This window comes from Clostridium tanneri, assembly GCF_033659955.1.
GTDB lineage: Bacteria > Bacillota > Clostridia > Clostridiales > Clostridiaceae > Clostridium_AM > Clostridium_AM tanneri.
In genome coordinates this window covers 46,584-65,021 of sequence record NZ_JARUJP010000012.1, presented here as the reverse complement: position 1 = coordinate 65,021, position 18,438 = coordinate 46,584, and the positions used below count along the sequence as shown (strand labels likewise).

Genomic DNA, 18,438 nt, shown 5'->3' with positions numbered 1-18,438 from the left:
CATATAGAAAAAAAAGGTATAGGAGTACTTCTTATCTAGTAAATACCCATTCTAAGTCAGTAGACAGATATTCATTATAACTATAGCCTTCCTCATCAAACCCTTTTAAATCATTTGATGAAACAATGCTATTCTCAATTATAAATCTGCTCATAAGCCCTCTTCCACGCTTTGCATAAATGGTTATAACTTTATAAACTCCTCCCTTATATTCCTTAAATATAGGAGTTATTATATTTGCATTCAGTTTATTCATATCTATTGCTGAAGAGTATTCCTTTGACGCCAAATTTATCAGTATACTATCATCTTGCTTATCTAATTCTTCCTTGAAATAACTAGTAAGTTTATCTCTCCAAAAGCTATATAAATTGTTGCCTGAACTATTTTTAAGTCTAGTCGCCATTTCTAATCTATAAGGCTGTATTAAATCCAGTGGTTTTAGTACGCCATATAAACCAGAAATTATTCTTAAATGATTATTTGCAAAAGACAACTGCTGTTTATTAAGCTTCTTAGCATCTATTCCTCTATAAACTGCACCATCATAAGCTAAGAGAGCCTGTTTTCCATTGGATAGATTATGTTCCTCATTCCATATTATGTGCCTCATAAAATTTTCTTCTGCAAGTTTACCGTTTATCTTCATTAAGCTCTCCAGTTCAGGTGGAGTATACTTTTGAAGCTCTTTCATTAGTTCACTTGCTTCCTTGATAAAAGTAGGTTTTGTATATAAATCAGTATTTATTGGCTTTTCCATATTCAAAGTTTTTGCTGGCGATATTATAGCTATCATTTGTAACTCACCTCATCAGGATTATGTTTATCCATCATATTCAACTAAAGCTGTCTTAAAATTCCTTATGCCTCCCCTAGGATTATCTACATCTCCTTTATACCTTGGTATAAGATGTACATGAAGATGCATTACCGTCTGTCCTGCATAGTATCCAACATTTACTCCTATGTTGTATCCCCATGGTTCATATTGAATATCTAGCATTTCTTTTACTTCATGCATGAGAGAGTAAATAGCCTTAATCTCTTCTTCTGAAGCTTCAAAGAAATTTTTGAAGTGTCTTTTAGGTATTATCAGCGTATGCCCTTCATTTACTGGAAACTTATCTGTTATGGCAAAGGCTAATTTGTTTTCCGCTATTATTTCTGATTTGTTATAGCTGCAAAATATGCATTCTTCCATTAGTTTTTCTCCCCTTTTCTAATTATGATGAACATCCTCAGATTTTAAGTTTAATTCCTCAAGACTCATAAATCTATACCTTTGTGCTGTAGGATTTTCTTTTTCCGCTGGTACTTCTTCAAGAAACATCTTTAGCGGCCTGGCAAAGGTTCCTCTATTTCCGTATAGCGGCGTATAGATTACTAGTTTTTCTCCTGTCTCTGTATGCTCCGCTACATCTATTACTCTATACCAATGATTTTTGAAATGTCTATAGTACTGATCTATCTGTACGTTTCTTTTCATTAATATTTCTCCTATTCCATTTCTATTTTTAATTAAATTTCTCTATAATTAATTATATACATAATGAGAAATGGTTCAATCAAAATGACTGAACCATTTCATTAGTTTAGTATAAATTTTTCCATTGTAGATATTTGTCATTATATTTGTCTTTTATCATTCTAAAGAATTGTTCTAAAACACCTGCTCTTTCTAGTGTACTTAATATTTTTACCGGATACTTTTGTACAATAGTATAGGTTTTCCTAGGATCAATTATTCTAATAGATTCATCAGCTTGTACAAAAATATGAGGAGCACGTATATCTAACCGAGTAAATCCTAACTTTTCAAACTCGCATATTAATTCTACTAATTCCAAGGCTAGTTTTTCACTAAGAGAATTATTATTTAAATATTCTTTAAGAGTTATTCCTGGTACAAAATCCATAACAATTGAAAATTCATCATTATCATATACCTTTGTAAAAAATCTACTTTTACTTACATTCTGCAAGATAAGAAGCTGATTTTTACAGGAATGTTTACTGTGAAAAACCTTTATTACTTTATCTGGTGGTAAGAAAAAAACTTTTCCTTGAGTACCTTGTCCAATAAACTTTAACTTAGTAATATCAATACCACAATAATAGTTAGAATAATCGTTTTTATCTGATTTGACCATAATTATTACCTCACTTTGTAGTTATTGATTTATCCTTTGTTATACTATATTATATTGGCGATTACGCTGTAGGGTTACCAAGTATTATGTTATTTTTCCTACGCTCCTTAATTCTAACCTTTACTATATATCTTACCACCTATTATAGAACTCCTGTCTTCAAGATAATTAAAAAGATAGAAGTGCAGAAACAATATCCACACTTCTTATATTACCTTTACATAGTATCTATATTAATTCTCTAGCTAATTTTTCTAATTCATCTAACTTACTTTCATAGTTAACAAAAGTTCCATCATAAGCTTCCTTAACAGTCTTAAAATAGTTTATAAAATCCTGCTGCTTCTTTAAGCTTATATTTAACTTGGAGGCAAGAGTATTTAAAAACTCAATCTCTTTTTTATCAAATTCTCCATCTATTAAAGCAACTCCAAATAACTCAAAATAAATTATATTTTTAGCTCTATCTGAAGAATCAGTTAGCTCTTTAGCTGCTGATTCCAAAGTTAGCTCTTCTATAGATTCATTATCTAGGGATAGCTCTTCTAGGTATTCATCCATTAGTTCCTTTTCATGGCTCGAAAATACTTCATCTACATTAGACAAAGCATGAACTAAATTAATAAAAGCAATTCTCTCTTTTTTATTTAATTCCTTTAAAAACATATAAACTCCCCCTTTAGATTAATATAATTTTATATCATAATTATATTATATAGTTAAATATACCACATATCAACTTAATTTTTGTCATTTTTATAGTTATATTACTCTCTATTTTTCCTCAGAAACTTGAAACTTTTCTATATTTTTTACCATTTCCTCCGTTATATCCGTTAACTGCTCAGCGGCACCTGCTATCTCCTGGGAAGAGGCACTTATCTCCTGAGTAGAAGATGATATTTCTTCTACAGAAGCTGAAATATTTCCTGAAGCACAAGACATACTCATAGTGTCTTCGATTATTCTTTCTTTTTCCCCATTAATAGCAACTATATTATTATGTATATTATTGATTTTAGGAAAAACCTCTTCTATGTAACTGATAACTGTTCTAATACTATCTGTAGAACTGTTAAGCTTTATTACCTGGTCATTGAGCCTGTCATTCATATTGTCTGATGTTTCAGCAATCAATTCCCCTTCATGTAAAACAACTTCAATTAAGGAAGTTATATTCTGTGATGAATTCTTAGATTGTTCTGCCAGCTTCCTTATTTCTTCTGCAACTATTGAGAATCCTCTACCGCTTTCTCCAGCTCTTGCAGCCTCAATAGCTGCATTTAAGGCAAGTAAATTAGTTTGATCTGCAATATCATTTATTATGTTAGTTATTTTGCTAATTTTATTTAAGTTTATAGCAAAGCCTTTTATTTTATCTCTTACATCATCAAAAGATAAATTTACCTCCTTGATTGATTGTTCAAAATTTACTAAATCCTTATTACTATCCTGAGCCTTATTATTTATAATTTCAACTTCAGAATTTAACATTTTCGCTAGTGACAAAATTTCATTAACCTTTGTCCCAAAGTTATCTAGTATAGTATTTATAGTTACCATTTGTTCCTTCTGAACACTTAGGTTTTTTACACCTTCATCAGTAGATTCAGCAACAGCTTCAGAAGCAACTGCCAGTTCTTTTGATACAGCAGATAAGCTTTCTGTCTGCTGCCTTACCCTATTTGAGCTTATTCCTATATCTTCAACAATTTTCTTAATATCCACCCTAACTTTGTTAATATATAAAGCTATATCTTCAAATTCATCTCCACTTTTAATATGCATAGGAGTTGTTAAATCTCCTTCGGACATTTTATCAAGTCCATACTTTATCTTTTCTACACTTAAGGATATCTTCTTTGATAAGCTAAAAACCATTAAGATAGTTAAGCTGCACATAACTAGAACTGTAATTATAAGACTTAGGTTCATGATCTTTTTAGTATATGTGTATAATGATACATCTATGTCTGCCCCCATTATGGCTATAATCTCACCTGAAGAATTTTTAATAGGTGCATATCCAGATATAAGTACACCATCGCTATCTTCTACAGGATTCTTTGAATAAGATACCTTTCCACCAAAGGCCTCTAACATTTCCTCCTCTAAGTTATACTTTTCTCCAATCTGGTCGCTTTCTTTAATATTTGCATCTACTAGCATATAGGCACTGCTATCATCTTTTCCCATAATATATAAAAACTTTATACCTGTATCATTTTTATAGGTTATTAGCGATTCCTTTAGCTCTTTATATTCCTTACTATCCATAGACTTATTTTCAATAAGCCTCCCTACCTTATCTCCATCAACAGAACTCACTGCTTTTTTAGCGTTCTCTGCTACATCCTCCTGTACCTTTGAAAATACATGCTGAAAGGTAAATAAATTAACTGTAAATAGTAAAATCATTGAAAAGATAAATATTAATCCTACCCTTTTTAGAATCTTTAATCCTAGTTTTCCCATACCCCTTATGATGCAGTTGTATACATCAATATTCCCCCCTTTTGAAAAATATATTTACACTAAAAAAGACCTGAATTATAAACAGACAACATCATAACTTCTGTTCAGTAAATACAGGTCGGTTGCACAACTAACTCAAAGCTTTCAAGGTACAAAATTATAGAAAGCTTTTTATTGTTTCCTTATAATTAAATTTAACTAATATAAGTCATAGATATATTATCATATAAAACTGTTACATTCAACATTTTTTGTAACTCTTTAGCTATGTTATATGAAAAAACTAGAAATTAATCCATGTAATTACATAAGATAAAATTTTATTCTCTTCTTATATTTCTAACATTTAGCCCCTTAACATGGTAGAAGTTTAAAATAGTATTTGTCATTTCCTTTGGAGTTTTTTCTGTGCCATCCTCCACCCATTTTTTCAGTGCAAACCACAATCCACCAGCGGAAAAATGATTAAAATAACTATTATTTGATACAAAAACTAAATTTTTAAATTTTTCATCTGTTGCCATAGAATTTAAGTATTTTAAATGTAACTCAAGCAGTATTTGATATACATTGTTATCTACAAGTTTTTTTACAAATTCTCTATTTTCATACCAGTATTCAAAATATGTAATAAGCAGATCATATAATGTTATATCATTTTTAGCTGAAATTGTGTTTATAAAATTATTGTAAAATCCATCAACATAGTATTCTAATATAGCTTCTTTTTTAGCAAAGTTTCTATAAACTGTTTGCCTAGTTAAATCTGCATTTTCCGCAATTTCTTTTAAAGTTATTTCACTATAGGGTTTTTTATCCATTAATTCAATTAATGACTTTACAATGAAACTTTTAGACCTTAAAGTTATAGGATTAACCTTTTCTTTCATTTGATTCATTTGTAACATTTCTCCTTATTTGTGTAACTTATTATATTTAATTGACTTCACACTTTATAGTATTATATTATAAGTATACAAGTGTTACAAGTGTATAACTTGTAACATTTATAACATTTTTTTGAGGTGGATTGTATGCATAAAATAGCTGTAGTAGTTGATAGTACTGCTGTAATTGACAAAGAAATAATTGAAAAAAATAGCAACTTATACTCAATACCATTACGTGTAATAGTTGACGGTAAAGATCTTAGAGACGGCTTAGATATAACTCCAAGTGAATTTTGCAGGAAAATGGAGGAATCCTTGGATCTACCAACTACTTCGCAACCCTCTGCTGGAGAAGTTTTTAAACTTTTAGATGAATTAGTAAAAAAGTACGATCATATTATATACATTACCATTAGCTCTAAGCTAAGTGGTACATTCCAAACAGGACTGTTTGCCAGGGCTCAAATTTCCGAGGATAAAATAACTGTTTTTGACTCCCTATTTACGGCAACTATTCAAAAGCAGATGGCCCTTGAGACTTTGGAGTTAATAAAAGAGGGAGCTAGTATTGAACATATTATTAAAAATCTTGAATACATCAGGTCAAACTCAAGAATACTGTTAGTGGTAGATGATTTAGCACATTTACATCGTACTGGAAGAATATCATTGTCTGCAGCCTCCTTTGGCAGAATGTTAAGTATAAAGCCAATTTTGTCCTTTGAGGAAGGCGAAATATTAGTAAGTCAAAAAGTAAGAACAATGAAAAAAGTATATAACAATTTAATTGAACAAATTAAAAATGAAAAGCTTACAAATAACTCGAAGATTATTCTAGCACATGCAAATGGATATGATTATGCCTTGGATTTAAAGGAAATGTTGATGGATATATATCCTGAACATGAAATTCTCATTGAAGAGCTATCACCTGTAATAAGTGTACATACAGGAACTAGAAGCATCGGTTTGTCCTGGATAAATAAGAGATAGAGTTGAATTTTATTAAAAAGTAGCTTCATGGTTAGCAAATACCATGAAGCTACTTTTATTTCTATTTAATCGCCTATTTTTAGCTATATAAATGATAAATTACTTTTTTCGTTTTTATTACTTTTTATTACTTTTTACCAATTTGTTAGAAATATTTTAATAAAAACTTTCATATTTTTGCAATTTTTGCTAATATATTTATATGACATATTAATGTTGTTAAACATATTGTTTAATTTTGTATTAAGGGGGATAAAATTTTGAACATGTTAGATTCTATGTTAAATATTATTTCAGTTCTTGAAGATATGTTTCAAGATGAAGATGCAATGCTTGTGGTATCAGACTTAGAGAAAATAGTATATTACAAAGCTGGAAAAACTGTAGACGCAGGACATGAGGGATTATCATTGAGACCTGGCGATGGCTTATATGAAGTTGTTCAGTCTAAGAAAACTTTAAGAGTCATCGTTCCAAAAGAACTATTTGGTACCCCATTTAAGGCCATTACCATACCCTTGTTTGATGAAAACAAACAAATAATAGGTGCTGCAGGAGTAGGTTGGGGTTTAGATAGTAGAGTTAAAATATATGAACAACTAAGTAATGTTGTTGATAGCTTGGCAAGTTCCATCGAACAAATATCAACAGGCATTAATGATATAACTACAAATGCACAAAACATAGCCTCCTCGCAGGAAGAAATGGTGTCTTCCGCTGAAGTGACAAGAAAAAGTGTAGATGAGACTTCTAAAATTACAGATTTTATAAGGAATATAGCTAATCAAACTAATCTTTTAGGACTTAATGCATCAATAGAAGCTTCAAGAGCTGGACAAGAAGGAAGAGGCTTTCAAGTAGTAGCTGGAGAAATACGAAAGCTTGCAGTAAATAGCAAAAATGCCGTAAACCAAATAGAGCAAGGCCTTAAAGATATGCAGCATTCTATAAATCTTATTATGGACACAATTGAAAAAAACGCCTCAACAACCCAGTCCCAGGCTGCTGCATCTGAGGAAATAAGTGCTTCTATTTACGATCTAAGAAGTCTATCAGAGGTCTTATTAAAGGTTACTAAACAGTTAGAAATTAAATGACTAAAAGAAGCCTCTTTTAAAAAGGCTTCTTTTAGTCATAACAACATCGTACTGCTATTTAAGTTAATAATATAGCTATTGTTTCCCTAATAGCCATGCAAAGCTATCCAATAATACATTTCACTCCTGAAGACTCTACAGCTTCCTTTAAAAGTTCCATTTTCTCCTTATTTGGTGAGTTTACATCTAAAATATCATATGTTAGTCCTAATTGTTCGTATTTTGCTACACCTAGCTTGTGATAAGGCAAAAGATTTATTCTATCTATGTTATTTTCAGCACAAAATCTGCTTATACTTATTATATTTTCCTTATCGTCATTTAAACCTGGTATTATGGGAACTCTGATTACTACAGGCTTTTGCTTGGATATTATGGAAATATTATTTAAAATGGGCTGGTTACTAACCCCTGTAAGCTTCTTATGCTTATCTTCATTCATATGCTTTATATCTGTTAAGAATAAGTCTGTAACAGGTATAAACTTATTAACTGTATCCACAGTGGTAAACATTGCACTTTCAACAGCAGTATTTATATATTCTTCCTTGCATGCTTTTAAGAGACTAACTGCAAATTCTGGCTGGTAGGTAGGATCTCCTCCTGAAAGTGTTACTCCACCCTTTCTCTTATAATAAGCACTATCTCTTTTTATAACCTTCATAACCTCATCTACAGTCATAGTCTTTCCACTGAGCTTTAATGCATCATTTAAGCACATATCTGTACATTTTAAATCACTACATTTAATACATTTTTCCTTATTTATGCTTATAGTAACTTTAGCATCTTCATGGTTTTTTAAAGTAATAGCATTCTCTACACAAGCCTTTGAACATTCCATACAACCTGCACAATTGACCTTATGATATCGAAGCTCCGGCAGTAACTTTTGACCTTCTGGATTAGCACACCATAGACATTTTAGTGGACATCCTTTTAAAAACACAAGAGTTCTTATACCAGGTCCATCATGAAAGGATAAGCTTTGTATATCAAATATTATTCCTGAGCTCCTTAAATTCTTCATAATTTATACTCTCTCTTGTTATATGCTTGTAGCATTATATTCTGTTCTTGCTATGATTTCATCCTGTATTGGTTTTGAAAGTTCTACCCAATAAGCACTAAAGCCTGCTACTCTAACAATTAGGTCACGATATTTCTCAGGATGTAATTGTGCGTCCCGAAGCATATCAGAGTCAACTATATTAAACTGTATGTGGTAACCTCCTTGCTGGAAGTAAGACTTAACTAAATCCACCAGATTCTGAGAACCTTCTATACCCTTCACAGCATTTGGGTGTATTTTCATATTAAGCTGAACACTTCTCATTGCTACGGAATCAAGCTTGATTCCAGATTGGAATAGAGCTATAGGACCATTTACATCGGTGCCTGGTGTAGCTGATAGTACACCGTCCGTTAAACTAACACCGGCTACTCTTCCATCCGGTGTAGCACCACACACCCGTCCGAAAGGTCCATGTGCTGATATTGATAGACCAGCAGGTATCCATTGAAGTCCTAAGTATGTTGTCTCAGATAGACATACTTCGTTGTAGTGCTTCCAGCATTGAACAAATATTGAATCTACATAGTCATCATCATTTCCGTATTTAGGAGAGTTTAGTAAGTCCCTATGTATTCTTTCAAATCCACCGCTAATACGTTTTTGCTCAAGCATTGAGAAGTTTCCAACCTTATCTGCTCTTTCAAACCCAAAGTTTTCTTTTAATGCATGTCTTACATCTTTCAGTGTGTACTTTTCATCCTCAAAAATCAGTTTTTTAATAGCAGCTAGGCTATTTGCCACATTTACCATACCTGAATTTAATAGTGTTACTGATTTATTATAACGAGCTCCATTAGAATCTAAGGGTTTTCCATTCTTAACACAGTCCTTCACCAGTACAGATCCCATAACAAGAGGATTTATCTCCCTGTGCACTGCCATAACATAATTCCAATAGCGCATGTACACTCTTAAAAATCTTTCCTCTACCTTGCACCATGCATTCCACAAATCTTCATAGCTATTGATATCTCCTAAAGGTTCAGTGCAGCGTATTCCTGTTCTTGGATCTACTCCGTCATTTAAAACTATCTCTAGGCACTTAACTTCATTAAAGAATCCCGGATGGCAGATACCATGACATGTACCCTGCATCTGCACCTCAACACAACCACCCATTCCTACATCTCTGGCATCTTCAATGGTTATATTCTCTTCTCTATGATTTTGCAGTAAATGCTGAATACAAGCTTCATTATTAAACCAAGCTGGATATCCTGCACCAGTTTTTGTAGTTTCTGCAGCCTTTATGAGTAACCTGTCGCTCGTCCTGGAGTTTACCATTACACCTAAGGTAGGCTGTATAGTCTGCATACTGATTCCAGCTTCAAGTATTATCTCTTCTAGTTCGTTATCAGCCGCTTTTCCCTCCTTAGTTACTCCACCAACTATCATATGTTGAAATAGGTTTCCTGAAGCTAAAGCTTCCCAACTTCTTGGAGATACATATTCTTCACTGGAAAACTTTACTCTCATAAGCTCCATAAGCTCTAGAGCTTCATCTCTAGTTAATCTTCCTTCTTCTATATCCTTTTTATATAGTGGATATAGAAGTTGTCCCCAACGTCCAGGAGAAAGTCCAACAATTGGACCATCTAATGCAATAGCTATGTGTGCTATCCAAGCTGACTGCAGTCCTTCATAGAATGTTCTTGCTGGTTTTGCTGGAACCCATCTCAAGGTTTCAACCATCTTTAACAATTCATTTTTTCTCTGCTTATCCTCTTCCCCTGCTGCCATTTCCTCTGCCTTATCTGCATAATTCTTAGCCCAATTTATAACACCTTCACAGGCTAATATAGTTGCTCTCCAAAATAAAATCTTTTCAGCTACTTCTCTGGTAGTAGGAACAGTATTTTTTATTTTTTCCTTACATTCCTTTATAATATCCTCTAAGCCTCTCTCTACAACCATATCATAGGCTGGTATCCATCTTCCTTCCATAATAGATATAACGCTTGGAGGAAATATTACAGTTTTGAAGGCATTATCTAAGTCATCATATTCTGGCATGGTTTCTTTTAGGAACTTGTCCGATTCGTCCTCTACACATTTTCCCTCCCAAAACTTACAGGAATCTATTAAAGGTGCAGCATCTTCTTCTTTCATTGCAAAGGTGCCCATTTCAATTATACCTCTGGCTTCTTTATGGCTGCGGCCACCTCCTACTCCAACATCATAAACCTCGTCATTTGAGTTTTCTGCTTTTTCAACCATATGTGAATAGAATTTTTGGCTATACTGTAAATATACTGGAGCGCCCCTCATATATCTAGTTTTCTGCATGGTAATAAGTTCATAGGGCTGAATTGCTGGTGTTATATTTTCAATAGCATACTTATATGCTTTCGCTCTACGAATGAGAAGCGGCTCTCCTTCTGACCTTTTCCATTCCTCTGTGTAAAGAACACTAAATTCTGGATCAAGCATGCACCTGGCTTCTAATAATCTTTTTTTAATTATTCTACCTCTTTCTGTTGTAGGCTCTTCTGATACTTCTCTGGAAACATAGCCTTCTTCTCTCTGCTCTTCATTAGTTGGCGGCCATTTTAATGTTTTTAAATTTTCAAAATCTATCACATTTAATTCCCCCTTCAATGTAGTTAAAATTCTCATACAACCTATTATATCATAATAAATTCAATATTTTCCATATAATTCTCAATTATGTAATTTTTCATAGATATTTGATAAATTACCTTGTTTTTTATTGACAATTGTAGATAATAAATAGGAGCTGATTTTTAGTCAGCTCCTTATATCTCAAACAACCCTAGTATTTCTTCCTCAGTTAATGAAGAGAAGTTTTCTCCACTAGATAACTCTTCTCCTAAAATTTCTGATATAAGTTTTTTCTTCTCCTCTTGTAGCAATAATATCTTTTCTTCAATAGTATCTTTAGCTATAATTTTTATAACCTCTACCACATTCCTTTGACCTATTCTGTGAGCCCTATCTGTAGCTTGTTCCTCTACAGCAGGATTCCACCAGGGGTCAAAATGAATTACTAGATCTGCAGAGGTTAGGTTAAGTCCTGTTCCACCAGCCTTTAAGCTTATCAAAAATACCGAGTTTTCTCCATCATTAAAAGCTTTTACCATGTCCATTCTTTTTTCTGAAGGTATGGAGCCATCTAAGTAACTAAAAGTTATTCCTTCTGTATTAATTCTTTTTCCAATATTTTTAAGAACAGATGTAAATTGAGAAAATATCAAGGCCCTGTGACCTTGCTCTAGACTCTCCTGGATAAGCTCCACTAAGGCCTCTATTTTTCCACTGCCTCCACTATAGTCTTTCATGATTACCGATGGGTCTAAACAAAGCTGCCTTAGTTTTGTTATATAGGAAAGTATTTCTATTTTGCTATTTTGAAACTCATAATCCTTTACCTTCTTTTGAATAAGTTCCACTGCATAGTTAGCATAAGTTCTATAGACTTTCTTCTGCTCTTCATCTAAATTCACCACTAAGTTTTTTTCAATCTTATCAGGCAGTTCTTTTATAACATCTTTTTTCTTTCTTCTAAGAATAAATGGCTTTATTAGCCTGTTTAAGTCCTCTAAAACTTCTGGGCTTTCCCTAAGCTTTTTATGATATCTTACGCTGAACCTCTTTTCATCATATAAATATCCTGGCATTATAAAATCAAATATAGACCATAACTCCATAAGGGAGTTTTCTATTGGTGTTCCCGATAATGCAAATCTTCTTTTTGCTTTTATTTCCTTCACCGCAGCTGCATTCTGAGAACTTGGATTCTTTATATTTTGAGCTTCATCTAATATACAATAATCAAATTCAATATTAGTATAGCTTTCTAAATCCCTTTTTAACAGGTTATAAGTTGTTATAAGAACATCATAATCATCAACCTTTTTTATTAGTTCCTCCCTATCCTCTTTGGACCCGTTAACAACTGCTATCTTTAGCTTTGGTGCAAATTTTTCAAACTCAGCTGCCCAGTTATATATTAGTGATGTAGGAGCAACAATTAAAGATTTGCTTCCCTTATTAGATAATATAAAAGTAATAGTTTGAAGAGTTTTACCAAGCCCCATTTCATCCCCTAAGATTCCTCCAAAGCCCAAAAAATCCAGGGTTTTAAACCAGTTATATCCTACCTTTTGATAGGCTCTAAGGTTACCCTCTAAATCTTCCGGTTCCTTAAAGCTCAAGTTTTCTATATTTTTAAATTTATCTTTTATTTCTTTTAAGGCTTTTTTTCCTTTTATAAACCTTAAACTATTTTCCTCTAGGTAGTTATTTAGGAAGAGACCTTTATTACTAGGAATTTGTATACAATTATCATCTATGTCCTTTGAAGAAGCTATATCCAAAAGCTTTAGAAATTTATTAAGCTCCAATTCCTCTAAATCTATATATTCACCATTTTTCAATTTATAGTATTTTAGATTATCTCTAAAAGCCCTTAATATTTCCGCAGTCTCCTCTGGATTAATATCTCCTATTTTAAAATTCAGTTCAAAATAATCATATCTTCCGGATTTAATATTTCCTGTAATGCCCTTTGACCCTATACTTTTTATACCCTTAAAATTTTCGGAGTAATATACTTCTCCTATCTCTTGAAGTTTATTTATTTCTCTTTTAAAAAACCTAAATATGTAGTCCTCTTCCATTAACAAATAAAACTTTCCCTTTATTTCTTCAAAGCCTAAACTTCTGAGAATTCCAATAACCTGGGATTCTTTTTTAGAATCTCTATATACAATTTTCTCTTTATAATCCTCAAAGATATTAAATTCTAAATTTCCATAAAGAACTTTTACTGTCAGCGTAATATCCTCTTCTTCTCTATCAAAGTAAAAGTTGAAGTTACATTTATCTATTACTACTTTTTCCTTTATTGTTTTAGATAAGGTAAATGTAGAAGCCATCATATTAATTTGAGGAATCAACTTTCTTAGTATAGTTTCTTCTTCAGAGGCATCTATCTTTACTACCTTAGCTTCATTGAATATTTGAAGATATGGGCTTATTTTATAACAAAATTCATAATCCGGAATATATACGGACATGCCATACAGGAAAATATTGTTATTACAACCTAGATCCTGAGGCATTCCTCCTGGAGACTTAAGAACATATTCACCATTTATTAGTTTCAAATCAAAATCTATAGGAGGAATTTTATTTAAGATTTCTGTTTCTACAGGTCTATAGAAAAAGCCTTCATTTAAATACACTTTATGCTTTTTTATATTCTCAAAAAATTGTCTAACTAAAAACTTAGGTATATTTACGTATTTTCCGTTTATAATACTATCTTCACTTCTGTAAATAGTCTTATTGTTTCCCTTTATCTCCTTTAAAGTCTCAATATAATCTATAAGTCTTTTATCCTTAACACTTAATCTTTGATTTTTTATATCTAAGGTAAAGTTCTTGCCATAATTTATAGGTATATTATTGTAAATAGCTATAAAAAACTGGTTTATATCTTTTAAGATATATAGATTACTGGAACTCATAGACTTTAACCCTATCTTAAATTCAGCGGTAATGTTGCCACTCCATTCATTTCTATTTATGTAAACTTCAATCTTTATTTCCTCTTTGTCGTATTCATCCCCTAATAACACATTTAATAAGTTGCTTTTATTTTTAAATATACTTTCATTATAGGTAGTCTCTTCAGCTAAAAGAGGATGATCAACTAGCTTTTCCAGGGCTTTATAAAAGGTTGCTACTAGATGCTTACAGCAATAATTTATTTTTTTAAACTCATTTTTTTCATAGTCTAAACAACTGCAGTATGTAGAAAAAATTTTTTTCTTTTCTCCATCCATCTCAATTTTTGTGTTATATTCATTAAAGAGATTTTCTGAAATTACATTGCCATCTATACAAATTAATTTATCTTCGTTAGTTATATCTATAGAAGATACTAAATCATTGTTAAAAACCCTTTGCCCATTAGCATAGTTTTTACCACTAGTTTCTTCATTAAATATTTGTAATAGTATATCTTCCTTCAACGTTCCTTCTCCTTGTATAATTTGATTCTTATTTAATATTTTTCATAATCTCTATCAGCCATATTATTATCTATGTCAATACCAGCCATTCTCATTAGGTATATTGCATTTCTAGTTGTAGAAACCCCTAATCTTAATTTATAGTCAAAATAAATTTCATTATTTTTATAATACTCTCTAAAGTGATAATTTCTAACTTTCCTATTTTTTTCTTCTATATCAGCCAGTTCAAGGTCATGAGTTGATACCATCCCTAAAGCATTTTCCCTACTTAATTTTTCTATTAAAACTCTAGCACCGGTATGTCTATCCTTAGAATTGGTTCCTCTAAAAATCTCATCTAGTAAGAAAAATACTGGTTCCTTTTCCTTTGTAGCATCTATAAGCTTTCTTATTCTTAAAAGTTCTGCATAGAAAGATGATATATTTTCCTCCAGGTTATCACTTATTCTCATGCAGGTATAGATATTCATTATAGAGCAACAAAAAGCCTCAGCACAAACCGGTGCACCTGCATATGCTAAAACTAAGTTAATTCCTATAGTTCTAAGCAGTGTGCTTTTACCAGACATATTAGAACCGGTTATCAGTAGAATGCTTTCAGTGTTATCTATTTTTAAATCATTACATACCCGATTTTTAGTTATTAGCGGGTGACCTATATTCTTCCCTTCTATTATTAGAGAAGAGTTCTTTAGTTCCGGCATTACCCAATGTGGATAGTCATGATTAATTACAGCTAAGCTGGATAATCCTTCAATCTCTGCAATAACATCTAGCCATTGTTCTATAAATAGGCCTGATTCCTTTTTCCAAGCTTCCAGTCTGATTAAGCAGTGATACTCCCACAAAGTTATACTATTTATCATATGGTAAAAAAAATTAGCTCTGTCGGAAATTAAATTTACCAGTTTAGATAACTTATTAATCTGTTTTGTTGCAGTTATTTTATTCTCATTAACGAGGTTTTCTTTTAATTTTATTAAGTAGCTAGATTTAAATCTTTTTTTCTCTATAAGTCTTAGCATTCTATCATATGCTTCTATATCTTTTTTGTATTTGTAAATTCCATCTAATATTTTATTACTTTTTTTAGAGTTAATCTTCAGTATAATTACCTGCACTCCTATAGCCATAAGCGGTAAATAATATGGTATACCCTCTAATAAAAAATACAGCAAAATAATTGTCACTGTAATAATAGGAAGAACATGTGCCATAATGATAAAGGCTGAACTAGAAAATAGGCTATTCTTCTCTTTAGCCCATTTAAATAGGTATTCTGGATTTTTCTTTTTTTCTACAGCTATCTGTCCCTCAGCCATAAATCTTTGTCTCCACCCCAGGTTATCTGAAAGTTCCTCTACAGCTTTCTGTCTATCATATATTTCTCCTATAGTATAGTTTGAAGCTGTTAATATATGCTTTAACTTTTCCCTTCCTAAATAAGTACTAGCAGTATTAATATATTGAAAAAGCGACCCTTTTCCAAAAATATCTAAATCCTTTGAATAACTGTGATCCTCCTCTAGAAAGTCTGATCCGGTATCTTCAAAGGATTTCCATTCTCCTTTTAAACGCTTCAAGGAGTTTCCATTTATCTCACCTATCAATGTTGAACATTTTCTATTATATTTAAGTCTACTGTGCTTATTAAGCAAAATTATAAATAATATGGCAAATAAGATTATTGCCAAGGCAAAAAAATAATATTTTTTTAGTGTATAGGAAAAAAATCCACAACCAATAGCAGCAATAAAAACTATGAGTCTTAAGGCTGATATAAAATTAATTGATTCTGTCTGTTTTTTCACCAGCTTTTCATATATAACTTTTCTCTTTAAATATGGGGATTCTATAGTCTTCAAAGTTAACTAACTCTCCTTTCCTGGAAAAATTACATTTAATTTTATATCCATAATGTAACACACTTATAATCTTTATGTCTAGTTTATGATAATGCCTATGATTAAACATTAGATTTTAAAATGACTATAACATCAAAAAATATAAAAATCTATTGAAGCTTCCTTCAATAGAAAAAGAATGGATAGCAGTACTGGTTATATTAGTCTCTAGGAATGTGCGGATTTACCTAAAGGTTCTGCATAATTTGTTGGATTTTTTATGCTTAAAGCACTAATATAATTCCAATACTGCATGAAATTTTATTTATATGATAAAGGGTGAATTAAGCACCTTTTTCCTCTAATATATTTTCAGAGATAGACTGAGAGATATCTTCGCTCTGTAATGAACTGTGCTTATGTGAATATGCAAAATAAACAATTACTCCAATTGCAAGCCATGTGCCAAAATATAGCCATGTTGTCTTTGACAAACTAAACATAAGGAACAAACAACATGCTATTGCCATTAAAGGAAGCACTGGCACTAAAGGCACCTTAAAGCCTCTTTCTAAATTCGGATGAGTTTTTCTAAGAACGATTACAGATAGTGCTACAAGAGAGAATGTTGCTAAAAGAGTCATATTAGCAAGATCAGCTAACTGTTTTAAATCTATAACCCCTGCAAGTAAAGCAGCTAAACATCCTACTACCCAAGTTGAAAACACAGGTACATTTGTTTTTGGGTTTGCATTAGAACAGACTTTAGGAAGTAGACCATCACGACTCATTGAAAATAATATACGTGATGAACCGTAAAGATAAGCAAGAATAACTGCCAAAATACCTACAACTGCTCCAATTGAAAGTATAGAAGCTGCCCATCCCTGTCCAACAGAACTTAATGCGTAAGCCATAGCATCACCAACATTTAACTTGCTGTAATGAGTAACACCTGTTAAAACTAAGCAAACTATAATATATATAAGTGTGCAGCCTATCATTGAAGCAATAATGCCTCTAGGCAGATTCTTTTGAGGGTCTTTTACCTCTTCAGCAGAGGTTGAAACTGCGTCAAAACCTGCATAGGCAAGAAATACAGATGCTGCACCAGCAAATACTCCTTTAAAACCAAATGGCATAAAAGGCTTCCAATTTACTGGTTTTATAAAAAATGCACCTACAGCAACGAATAAAACTATAACGCCAAGTTTTACAAATACCATAATATTATTTACCTTTTTACTTTCCTTTGTTCCCTTTGATAGAAGAATTGTAATAAGCAATACTACAATAACTGCTGGAGCATTAACTATGCCCCCTTCACCTGGAATATTAATAAATATACTAGGTAAATTAAATCCACATTCCCTTAGTAAACTATTAAAGTATGCTGACCAGCCACCAGCTACAGTTGCAGTACATACCACATACCCTATAAAAAGTGACCATCCAACTAAATGAGCAATGAATTCACCTAAGGATGCGTAAATGTAAGCATAAGCACTACCAGAGGTTGGAATTGATGATGCAAACTCAGCATAACATAGAGCTACAAGTATACATGCTATAGCAGAGCCTATAAATGAAAGGACAACGGCAGGACCTGCGTCTCTTGCGGCAACAACACCGGTTAAAACCATTACACCAGTTCCAATTGTTGCACCAATACTCATTAATGTTACATCAAATGCACCTAAAGATCGTTCTGAAGAGCTGTTTTTATTACTGTCTAAAATAGAATTTACGTCTTTTTTTCTAAAAAATGACTTCATATGCTAAGCCCCCTATAAAATATATTTATGTACTGATTATACTGGCTTGACTACAAAATACTTCTCAATGCTTCACAAGGCTTCATAAAAAAATGGAATGATTTTAAAATTCTCAATCTTTGAATCATTCCATTTAA

At 31.9% G+C, this 18,438-nt stretch carries 13 protein-coding genes, 1 pseudogene and 1 riboswitch; of the genes and pseudogenes, 2 read left to right on the top strand and 12 right to left on the bottom strand.

Annotation, left to right across the window (positions count from 1 at the left end):
- Nucleotides 1–31: 31 nt before the first annotated feature.
- The 7 genes and pseudogenes from yaaA to P8V03_RS11385 form a co-directional block, all read right to left on the bottom strand.
- Nucleotides 32–796, bottom strand: a complete 765-nt coding sequence (gene yaaA / locus P8V03_RS11415) for a peroxide stress protein YaaA (protein ID WP_318798208.1) — start codon at nt 794–796, stop codon at nt 32–34.
- A 27-nt stretch (nt 797–823) separates the two neighbouring features.
- A pseudogene (locus P8V03_RS11410) lies at nt 824–1,204 on the bottom strand (HIT family protein); the annotation flags it as partial.
- 15 nt (nt 1,205–1,219) lie between these two features.
- The gene (locus P8V03_RS11405) at nt 1,220–1,486 is read right to left on the bottom strand and encodes a DUF1653 domain-containing protein (RefSeq protein WP_318798207.1); all 267 of its coding nucleotides are present in this window, start codon (nt 1,484–1,486) and stop codon (nt 1,220–1,222) included.
- A gap of 106 nt (nt 1,487–1,592) precedes the next feature.
- Entirely contained in the window at nt 1,593–2,150 is a 558-nt protein-coding gene (locus P8V03_RS11400; protein ID WP_318798206.1) for a serine/threonine protein kinase, read from the bottom strand.
- Nucleotides 2,151–2,378: 228 nt separating this feature from the next.
- The gene (locus tag P8V03_RS11395; RefSeq protein WP_318798205.1) at nt 2,379–2,816 is read right to left on the bottom strand and encodes a tellurite resistance TerB family protein; all 438 of its coding nucleotides are present in this window, start codon (nt 2,814–2,816) and stop codon (nt 2,379–2,381) included.
- A 108-nt stretch (nt 2,817–2,924) separates the two neighbouring features.
- Nucleotides 2,925–4,625: a methyl-accepting chemotaxis protein gene (locus P8V03_RS11390; protein ID WP_318798204.1), complete on the bottom strand. Its 1,701-nt coding sequence runs from the start codon at nt 4,623–4,625 to the stop codon at nt 2,925–2,927.
- A gap of 108 nt (nt 4,626–4,733) precedes the next feature.
- Nucleotides 4,734–4,816, bottom strand: a riboswitch (cyclic di-GMP riboswitch).
- 129 nt (nt 4,817–4,945) lie between these two features.
- The gene (locus P8V03_RS11385) at nt 4,946–5,524 is read right to left on the bottom strand and encodes a TetR/AcrR family transcriptional regulator (RefSeq protein ID WP_318798203.1); all 579 of its coding nucleotides are present in this window, start codon (nt 5,522–5,524) and stop codon (nt 4,946–4,948) included.
- A 135-nt stretch (nt 5,525–5,659) separates the two neighbouring features.
- Between P8V03_RS11385 and P8V03_RS11380 the strand changes: the two genes are divergently transcribed.
- On the top strand, nt 5,660–6,508 hold the full coding sequence (locus tag P8V03_RS11380; RefSeq protein WP_318798202.1) for a DegV family protein: 849 nt from the start codon (nt 5,660–5,662) through the stop codon (nt 6,506–6,508).
- 266 nt (nt 6,509–6,774) lie between these two features.
- Nucleotides 6,775–7,605 carry a methyl-accepting chemotaxis protein gene (locus P8V03_RS11375; RefSeq protein WP_318798246.1) on the top strand — a complete coding sequence of 277 codons (831 nt, stop codon included), beginning with the start codon at nt 6,775–6,777 and terminating at the stop codon, nt 7,603–7,605.
- A gap of 103 nt (nt 7,606–7,708) precedes the next feature.
- Here P8V03_RS11375 and P8V03_RS11370 read toward each other — a convergent pair whose 3' ends face one another.
- The 5 genes from P8V03_RS11370 to P8V03_RS11350 form a co-directional block, all read right to left on the bottom strand.
- Complete coding sequence (locus P8V03_RS11370; RefSeq protein ID WP_318798201.1) at nt 7,709–8,635, bottom strand: indoleacetate decarboxylase activase; 927 nt, start codon at nt 8,633–8,635, stop codon at nt 7,709–7,711.
- 18 nt (nt 8,636–8,653) lie between these two features.
- Entirely contained in the window at nt 8,654–11,260 is a 2,607-nt protein-coding gene (locus tag P8V03_RS11365; protein WP_318798200.1) for an indoleacetate decarboxylase, read from the bottom strand.
- A gap of 176 nt (nt 11,261–11,436) precedes the next feature.
- Entirely contained in the window at nt 11,437–14,679 is a 3,243-nt protein-coding gene (locus P8V03_RS11360; RefSeq protein WP_318798199.1) for a DEAD/DEAH box helicase, read from the bottom strand.
- 32 nt (nt 14,680–14,711) lie between these two features.
- Nucleotides 14,712–16,547, bottom strand: a complete 1,836-nt coding sequence (locus P8V03_RS11355) for a MutS family DNA mismatch repair protein (RefSeq protein WP_318798198.1) — start codon at nt 16,545–16,547, stop codon at nt 14,712–14,714.
- Nucleotides 16,548–16,870: 323 nt separating this feature from the next.
- On the bottom strand, nt 16,871–18,301 hold the full coding sequence (locus P8V03_RS11350) for an APC family permease (protein ID WP_318798197.1): 1,431 nt from the start codon (nt 18,299–18,301) through the stop codon (nt 16,871–16,873).
- Nucleotides 18,302–18,438 lie beyond the last annotated feature (137 nt).